Below are 6,000 nucleotides of genomic sequence, written 5' to 3'. Positions count from 1 at the left end.
GCCATCGTTGGTGTCCTTTCGAGGATGTGTAGGAGCTGAGTCGAAAGGTACCGCGGTGGTCTCCTTGCTGGTCGGCAAGGGGGGGTTCACCAGGCGGTAGCTGTACACCACACTATTGGACGCAACCGGTGTTCCCGCAAGAAATGTGACGGAAACTGACTCACTTCCCTCCTCCACTTCTGGGGCTTCTCTCCCTGAGATGAGCATCGACAGCCACATTCGGTCAAATCCCTGTGATGACTGCTCGACTAAGCCCAGTACCCGCATGGCATTCATTAGACAAGGGTTCCGGGGCATGGATTGGGTGGATAGCAATTTGTCACTGGCAACGCCCGTAGGAAGACTTCCGGGTGATTGCACCTTGAGCATCAGCGCAGACTGGTCCACAACGCCCGGATCGGTCATGGCCCAGTCTCGAGGCCGACGCACGCAAGTGCTACGTAGGAATGGACCCTGACCAAGTTGTCCAATAGTTGTTTCAAACAACTCAAAAATAACTTTTTGATAACTATCCCTAATGTCATAGCATTTATACAGGTAGAGGTATTTCCCGAGTTGTTTTGAGTAATTTCCTTGCCCACTGATTTCGGAATTCTCTCCAGCGCTTACGTCGTCTCAGTGTGGTGGAGTGCGTGGAACTGTGTGAGGTTAAACCTGTTTCTACTGTCTGCAGCGCTTGGTATCGTCGAAGTCGTGGCGGATACCAAGCAGACCAAGACCATCGGGGAACATCATGTTGCGGCTGAACTGGCCCGACATGGCTGGGCGCCGGCACTGACTCGTGATGGCCTGGAACGGACGGATATCCTCGCCGTGCTTACAAGCTCGGATGATCGCCGGATGGTTGAGATTCAAGTAAAGACAGCGCGTGGGTCGGAGTGGCGGTCAATTAGCTGGCCGCTTGGATCGAAGTCGCAGGAGCCGAGCCGACACGAACGCGAATACTACGTCATGGTGGCTGTGCCGCACGACCTCACCGTTCCACCGCGGAACTTTGTGGTGCCGCGCTCGCATGTGGCTGCGGCAGCATGGATCGAACACATGAACTGGCTCACCGCGCCCGGGATAGAGCCGGGCAAACGGAACGCGCCGGTTGAGCGGTCGCGCGTGCATCTGTCCACGTTCGAGCGCTACGAGGATCGGTGGGATCTGTTGTTGGTCGATGAGTCGAAAGCACCAGTGCTGCTGCCAGAGTACTACCGAGACTTCGCGCAGGAGGCGCGCGTCGGTTTACCTCCAGGACATGCTTGGCGTGCGATGCTGCCTGAGTGGTGATGCGGCGGAGAAGGTGAAGGAAGAATTCAGCCATCCGTATGGCTGTTTCGGATCCTGGAAGGACGTAGCGTCGGAAGTCGAGGTGGCAGGACATAGCGCCCCCTGGCGCATCAGGCCGACGTCGCTTGCCTGATCGCGTTGGATGTAACAGGCATTCTGGGAACAGCTAAGCGACGATCGCGGATTAGCCCGACGGAGCCGGACTCCGACCACTTCATATGTGGATCCGGGTGGCGCGACAATCTGTGCAGATCCTGGCCAATCAGGTGGCTGGGGCGAAGGTGGTGAGAACGTTTGTAGTGCTCTTGGTGTTGTGCACCGAAGAGATGGGGCCCGAGTTGGTTAATCAACGGAGGATTCGTAGCCCCTCCGTTTAGACTTTCCGAGGATCTTCTCGTGCAATCCGCCTAACTTGGCTGCCGACCATTGCCCAACCGGGGTAGCACGGGTCTATAGCGCCGAGAACAGAGTATGTCGTTTAAACGGCTCCTTACGTTTGTCCCTAGAAGGTTCTCTTGGTGTGAGACACGGTTGCGCAAACGTCGCAAACGTTCGAGTTTTCTTCCGATGTCTTCGCGCGAACGGTCATTACTATCAACATGAGGAAAGGCCGTGTGCAGGCAGTCCCTCCACAAGAGCTTGGCGTTGGCTTTATGATCGGGATGGGCTTCGCCGAAGAGGTTGGACCAGTTACCGAGAGTCAGTTGCGCGATGATGTCATCGTGATTCAAGGGGGCATTCTTTCGCGCATGTTCTTTCCCGCGGTTACTCGATTCTTTCTTTGCCCGTTTTCGAGCCTGTCTCATAGGCTGGTTCAGCATTTTGTAGAGAAGATCTGCTGATTGGTGTTCCAAGGACCAGTCCCTATAACCGCACTCTTTGTAATTCCAGGTTTGCAGCGCGGCATTTATTGAATTGCGGGTCAATACCTCGAAGTAAGACAATTGGGAGTGGAACGCGCCCGCCAACTGAGTATTCCATCGATACAGGGCGATTGCGTTTTCCGTGTTTCCGCTCGCGGCGGCGAAGTACTTCTCGAAACGAGCAGTTCCGAGCATAGTGTCCAGTTTATCCTTGGATATCATGGGGCCTGATGCTATCCTTGCCTTTTAGAGCGTCGATGTAGATCGGCGCACCGTATCCCACAACCCCGAGCCTTGTGCTCGGGGTTGTTGCATTGATGCCTAGAGCTCAGTCTAGCCCGTTAGTGTGATGCATCTGTTCCTTACAGCGCCAAGCTTTGCTTCTCAGCCCCATATTTACCTGGAAGAAGCACTAATCACAACGAGCGAATTCTTCCTGCGTTACGATTTTTCTCGAGGTTTGCTCTGAAGAGCCATCTAAAGAACCGATAAGGATTTCTCTGGGCTTGAGTGCAAGAATTTCCGATAGCTTCGCGTCTACTGGATACGCCTGGATGTCTTCATGCAAAGACGAAGCATTCGCAATCAATAGTTCATCAGGTGTCTCGGGAATCTGGATCTGTGAATCTTCTCGCCAGTTAGACCCCGGGTTCGAAATATCGACGTCAAAGTAGCCAGATGTAGGTTCCTCAGCCACGAAGCTGGCATATCGTCGATTTGCACCATCTACGTTCGGGCCAGCTAAGTCCACGCGGTCTAATTCAGCACCGCAGGATTCTACTTCTATAAGAATCCCACCAGCCTCATTCAGCGAGAACCCAACCTGTCCAGAAACCTTAGTGTGAACGGCGTTCCCGCACGCAGAAAGAGTGAGGCATAGCCCTCCCACTAGGGCATATAAAGATTGTTTCTTCATGTTTAACTCTCCTCAAGGCCGGGCTGGGGGTTTAGATTGTCGTGCGAGATCAAGCTTTGAAACAGTATCGGGCGAGTATCGAGCACGCTTGGCTGCAACCGGTAAGGAACCCTTACAGGTTCAAGAGCACGATTTTCACTTGGTTCTTGGATCACGCATTAGAGCACGTTTGGAACTTAACCCTCGAGGATTTCCTTGATGCGCGTGAGCGTCTGGGTGATGCCGGCGGTGGCGGCGTGCTGGCGCTGTGCTTCCTGGGCGGTGGCGTCGGGGCCGAATTTGCTGCGGAAGTAGGCCTCACCGGCTGGGGTGAAGGCGGTGTATTCGGTGAGGAGGGTGGCGTCGTTTGTATTGGGTGCTGGTTCCATCCGGTAGCCCCAGATGGTGCCGCTGGAGAGGACTTGCCAGGAGAACTCGGTATTGGGTTTGTAGGTGATGACTTCGGAAGTGGTGGACCACTCGCGTTCCGGGGTGTGGTTGTAGCCGGTGAAGGTGGAGCCAATGCCGTGGGAGGGGGCGTAGGAGGCGTGGGTATCGTCGGCATCGTTCCAGTGCGCGCGGTAGCACTGGGCGCTCCACTCGCCGGTGCGGGTGATGTCACTTAAGAGGTTGAACACCGCTGCGGGGGAAGCGTTGATGGTGATGGAATCGCTGAGTTCATAGGCCATTTTCATAGGATAGCGGGTGCGGGCATGTCTTGGTTTGTGCTTGAGGTTGTGAATTGGGCTTGCCTTCGAGCGCGCTCGAAGCTTTAGCGTGTGTGGCATGAGAGAAAACAACATGGCAACAGGCAGTGCGGCTGGCACTGCAAGTAAGAATCAAAAAACCTGGCTCATCACGGGGGCGACCTCCGGGTTGGGGAAGACGCTGGCACTGGCGGCGTTGGACAGTGGTGAGAGTGTCGTTGCTACGGCGCGGCGCCCGCGTGGCTTTGCGGAGATGCGGGAGGCTTATGGTGATCGTTTCACCGGGATCGTGCATGATGTGCGGGATACGGAGGGTGCGGGGGGCTTTGTCAAGCAGGCCATCGCAGCATTGGGGCGCATTGATGTCCTGGTCAATAATGCTGGTGCTGGGCAGGTGGGCACTGCGGAGGAAGTCACCGACGGGCAGCTGCGGGACATGCTGGAGCAGCATCTCTACGGCCCGGCGGCGCTGGTGCGGGCGGCACTGCCCCACATGCGGGCGGCTGGTGGCGGCGCGATTGTGCAGATGAGCAGCCAGGGCGGGCGGACGTCCTTTCCGGCGGCCGGTAGCTATTCGGCGGGCAAGTTTGCGCTGGAGGGTTGGTCGGAGGCGTTGTTCGGTGAGGTCGCGCCCTTTGGAATCCGGGTGCTCATTGTGGAACCGAGCCGCTTTCGCACCGAGTTCAACAGCGCGGGCGTGCTGAATTGGGCGGGCAAGAAGGTGGAATATGACGGCGTGGTTGGTGCGATCCGGCAGGATATGGCCGCCCCCGATGGGGCCCAGGAGGGCGATCCGGAGCGTGCGGCAGAGGTTATCCGTCGCGTGCTCGACCTGCCGGAGGTACCTTTGCGCCAGCCGCTGGGTGCTGAGGCGGTGGCCAACCTTAGCCGCACCTACGGGGAGAATCTGGCGGCGCTTGAGAAGATGAAGGAGTATTCGGTGGCCGCCGATTTCCCGGGTATGAAGGCGGCGCAGCGGGCGTTTCGCCAGGGCGCGACTTCGGTGACGCCCGCTGAACCGACTTAGACTGGTGTCATGACTACCCGTGCCCTCATCGAGGAATTGCTGGATAAGACTGGCGCCGACCCGCAGGCCCCAGTCGTCGATATTGTGCACGCGCTTATCGATGCCTCCCCTACCGAGCCCTCCCCCAACCTGCCTGTAGGCATTTCCGAGGCCGCCGGATTGTTCGGGCTCAGCGCGCATACCCTGCGCTACTACGAGGACGAGGGCCCGGTCGCCCCCGCGCGGGATGCCGCCGGCTATCGCCGCTACGGTGATGTCGATCTGCGCCGCCTGGTATTCCTCACCCGGATGCGGCTTTCCGGCATGGGGATGGCTGAGCTCAAGCGCTATGTCGCGCTCGTGGAGCAAGGGAATCGAGCTCCCCCGAGCGCCGCGAGATCATGATGGCGCAGCGTGCCAGAATCCAGCGCCAGCTGCGCGAACTCCTGCTTGCGCTCGAGGTGACCGAGTACAAGATCGAGGTCTATACGCCGGAAGTTGCTGCCGATGCGCGGCCGCAGGAGCCTTAGTGGAATGGCTGGCTGGATGGGGAGGCTAAGTAGCCGCTGCGATGGTCAGTTTCATGCCGAGAGCTCGCACTATCCTCGAGAGAGTGTCCATAGTTGGATTGCTAATCCCGCGCTCGATTCGACTGATTTCTGCCTGCTGAATGCCGGCCAGCTCGGCGAGGGATTCTTGCGATAGAGCGCGTGCTTTGCGCGCTATAAGGAGCTGGCTGCCAAGTTCTGCTCGCTGCGCCACCTCAGCGGAAAATGCTGCGGAGCTGGCCTCGTAGACATCGTGCGCTTGCTGGGACCAGTTCTGGCGGGCCTTGCTGGCTATCGAATCAAAACTCTTGGTGGGCATGGAGTCTCCCCTCTGGACTGCTAGCTTTTATTATGTGCTTTAACACATATTCTGTCAAGGGCTATCTCCCTTCCAAGAATCACCCCAAGAGTGCGTCGAACTCGGAATTCGTACAATCCCCGGCTTAAGTTCTTAACCCATCCGGTTCGGCAGATGCCGATTCCATAGAACTTAGGCTCACGATCAATAGCTGCTTGGGGGACTGCTTGATCTAAGTCATCCAGTTTGAGGTAGAACCTCTCACGAACTTCATTTACCTAGACATTGACGAGAGGCCGTCCGCGAAAGGACGACGACCCGAGCATACAGCCGCCCAACGAGCAGGCTCGCCGTGGCTTCAATGAAAGACCGTCCCCGAGAGGACGGTTACCAGCGGTTAGGGTCTAC

The 6,000-nt window shown here is 57.4% G+C and carries 9 protein-coding genes and 1 CRISPR repeat array (1 of these 10 cut by a window edge); of the genes, 4 read left to right on the top strand and 5 right to left on the bottom strand.

Going from position 1 to position 6,000, the window contains the following annotated elements:
* Positions 1-405, bottom strand: a 405-nt coding sequence (locus tag F4V60_RS13045) for an ATP-binding protein (RefSeq protein ID WP_428840514.1), incomplete at its 3' end; no start/stop codon positions are given.
* Positions 406-693: 288 nt separating this feature from the next.
* Between F4V60_RS13045 and F4V60_RS12080 the strand changes: the two genes are divergently transcribed.
* Positions 694-1,275 (top strand): hypothetical protein, encoded by a 582-nt coding sequence (locus tag F4V60_RS12080; RefSeq protein WP_075731387.1) that lies wholly within the window; start codon positions 694-696, stop codon positions 1,273-1,275.
* Between the two features lie 407 nt (positions 1,276-1,682).
* On the opposite strand, the gene F4V60_RS12075 is transcribed toward F4V60_RS12080, so the two are convergent.
* The 3 genes from F4V60_RS12075 to F4V60_RS12065 form a co-directional block, all read right to left on the bottom strand.
* On the bottom strand, positions 1,683-2,360 hold the full coding sequence (locus tag F4V60_RS12075) for an Abi family protein (RefSeq protein WP_232315939.1): 678 nt from the start codon (positions 2,358-2,360) through the stop codon (positions 1,683-1,685).
* A 190-nt stretch (positions 2,361-2,550) separates the two neighbouring features.
* Positions 2,551-3,054: a hypothetical protein gene (locus tag F4V60_RS12070; protein WP_075730801.1), complete on the bottom strand. Its 504-nt coding sequence runs from the start codon at positions 3,052-3,054 to the stop codon at positions 2,551-2,553.
* Positions 3,055-3,230: 176 nt separating this feature from the next.
* Complete coding sequence (locus F4V60_RS12065) at positions 3,231-3,722, bottom strand: SRPBCC family protein (RefSeq protein ID WP_075731385.1); 492 nt, start codon at positions 3,720-3,722, stop codon at positions 3,231-3,233.
* 97 nt (positions 3,723-3,819) lie between these two features.
* Here F4V60_RS12065 and F4V60_RS12060 point away from each other — a divergent pair, with 97 nt between their 5' ends.
* The 3 genes from F4V60_RS12060 to F4V60_RS12910 are packed head-to-tail and all read left to right on the top strand — an operon-like array spanning position 3,820 to position 5,276.
* Entirely contained in the window at positions 3,820-4,767 is a 948-nt protein-coding gene (locus F4V60_RS12060) for an SDR family oxidoreductase (protein ID WP_232315938.1), read from the top strand.
* A 9-nt stretch (positions 4,768-4,776) separates the two neighbouring features.
* Positions 4,777-5,151, top strand: coding sequence for a MerR family transcriptional regulator (locus F4V60_RS12055; RefSeq protein WP_232315937.1), 375 nt, complete (start codon positions 4,777-4,779; stop codon positions 5,149-5,151).
* On the top strand, positions 5,148-5,276 hold the full coding sequence (locus tag F4V60_RS12910; RefSeq protein ID WP_255312483.1) for a hypothetical protein: 129 nt from the start codon (positions 5,148-5,150) through the stop codon (positions 5,274-5,276). Before F4V60_RS12055 ends, F4V60_RS12910 begins: the two co-directional genes overlap by 4 nt.
* 25 nt (positions 5,277-5,301) lie before the next feature.
* On the opposite strand, the gene F4V60_RS12050 is transcribed toward F4V60_RS12910, so the two are convergent.
* Positions 5,302-5,613 carry a helix-turn-helix domain-containing protein gene (locus F4V60_RS12050; protein ID WP_084559233.1) on the bottom strand — a complete coding sequence of 104 codons (312 nt, stop codon included), beginning with the start codon at positions 5,611-5,613 and terminating at the stop codon, positions 5,302-5,304.
* Between the two features lie 334 nt (positions 5,614-5,947).
* Positions 5,948-6,000: direct repeats of the CRISPR family, unit length 36 nt; it runs 1,867 nt beyond the window's last position.

Source organism: Corynebacterium flavescens (assembly GCF_008693105.1).
GTDB lineage: Bacteria > Actinomycetota > Actinomycetes > Mycobacteriales > Mycobacteriaceae > Corynebacterium > Corynebacterium flavescens.
This window is presented reverse-complemented; position numbering and strand designations above follow the sequence as displayed.

Coding starts and splice junctions, on each gene's coding strand:
- F4V60_RS12075 (WP_232315939.1), bottom strand. CDS start 2,360: ATGATATCCAAGGATAAACTGGACACTATGCTCGGAACTGCTCGTTTC.
- F4V60_RS12050 (WP_084559233.1), bottom strand. CDS start 5,613: ATGCCCACCAAGAGTTTTGATTCGATAGCCAGCAAGGCCCGCCAGAAC.
- F4V60_RS12070 (WP_075730801.1), bottom strand. CDS start 3,054: ATGAAGAAACAATCTTTATATGCCCTAGTGGGAGGGCTATGCCTCACT.
- F4V60_RS12060 (WP_232315938.1), top strand. CDS start 3,820: ATGAGAGAAAACAACATGGCAACAGGCAGTGCGGCTGGCACTGCAAGT.
- F4V60_RS12910 (WP_255312483.1), top strand. CDS start 5,148: ATGATGGCGCAGCGTGCCAGAATCCAGCGCCAGCTGCGCGAACTCCTG.
- F4V60_RS12055 (WP_232315937.1), top strand. CDS start 4,777: ATGACTACCCGTGCCCTCATCGAGGAATTGCTGGATAAGACTGGCGCC.
- F4V60_RS12065 (WP_075731385.1), bottom strand. CDS start 3,722: ATGGCCTATGAACTCAGCGATTCCATCACCATCAACGCTTCCCCCGCA.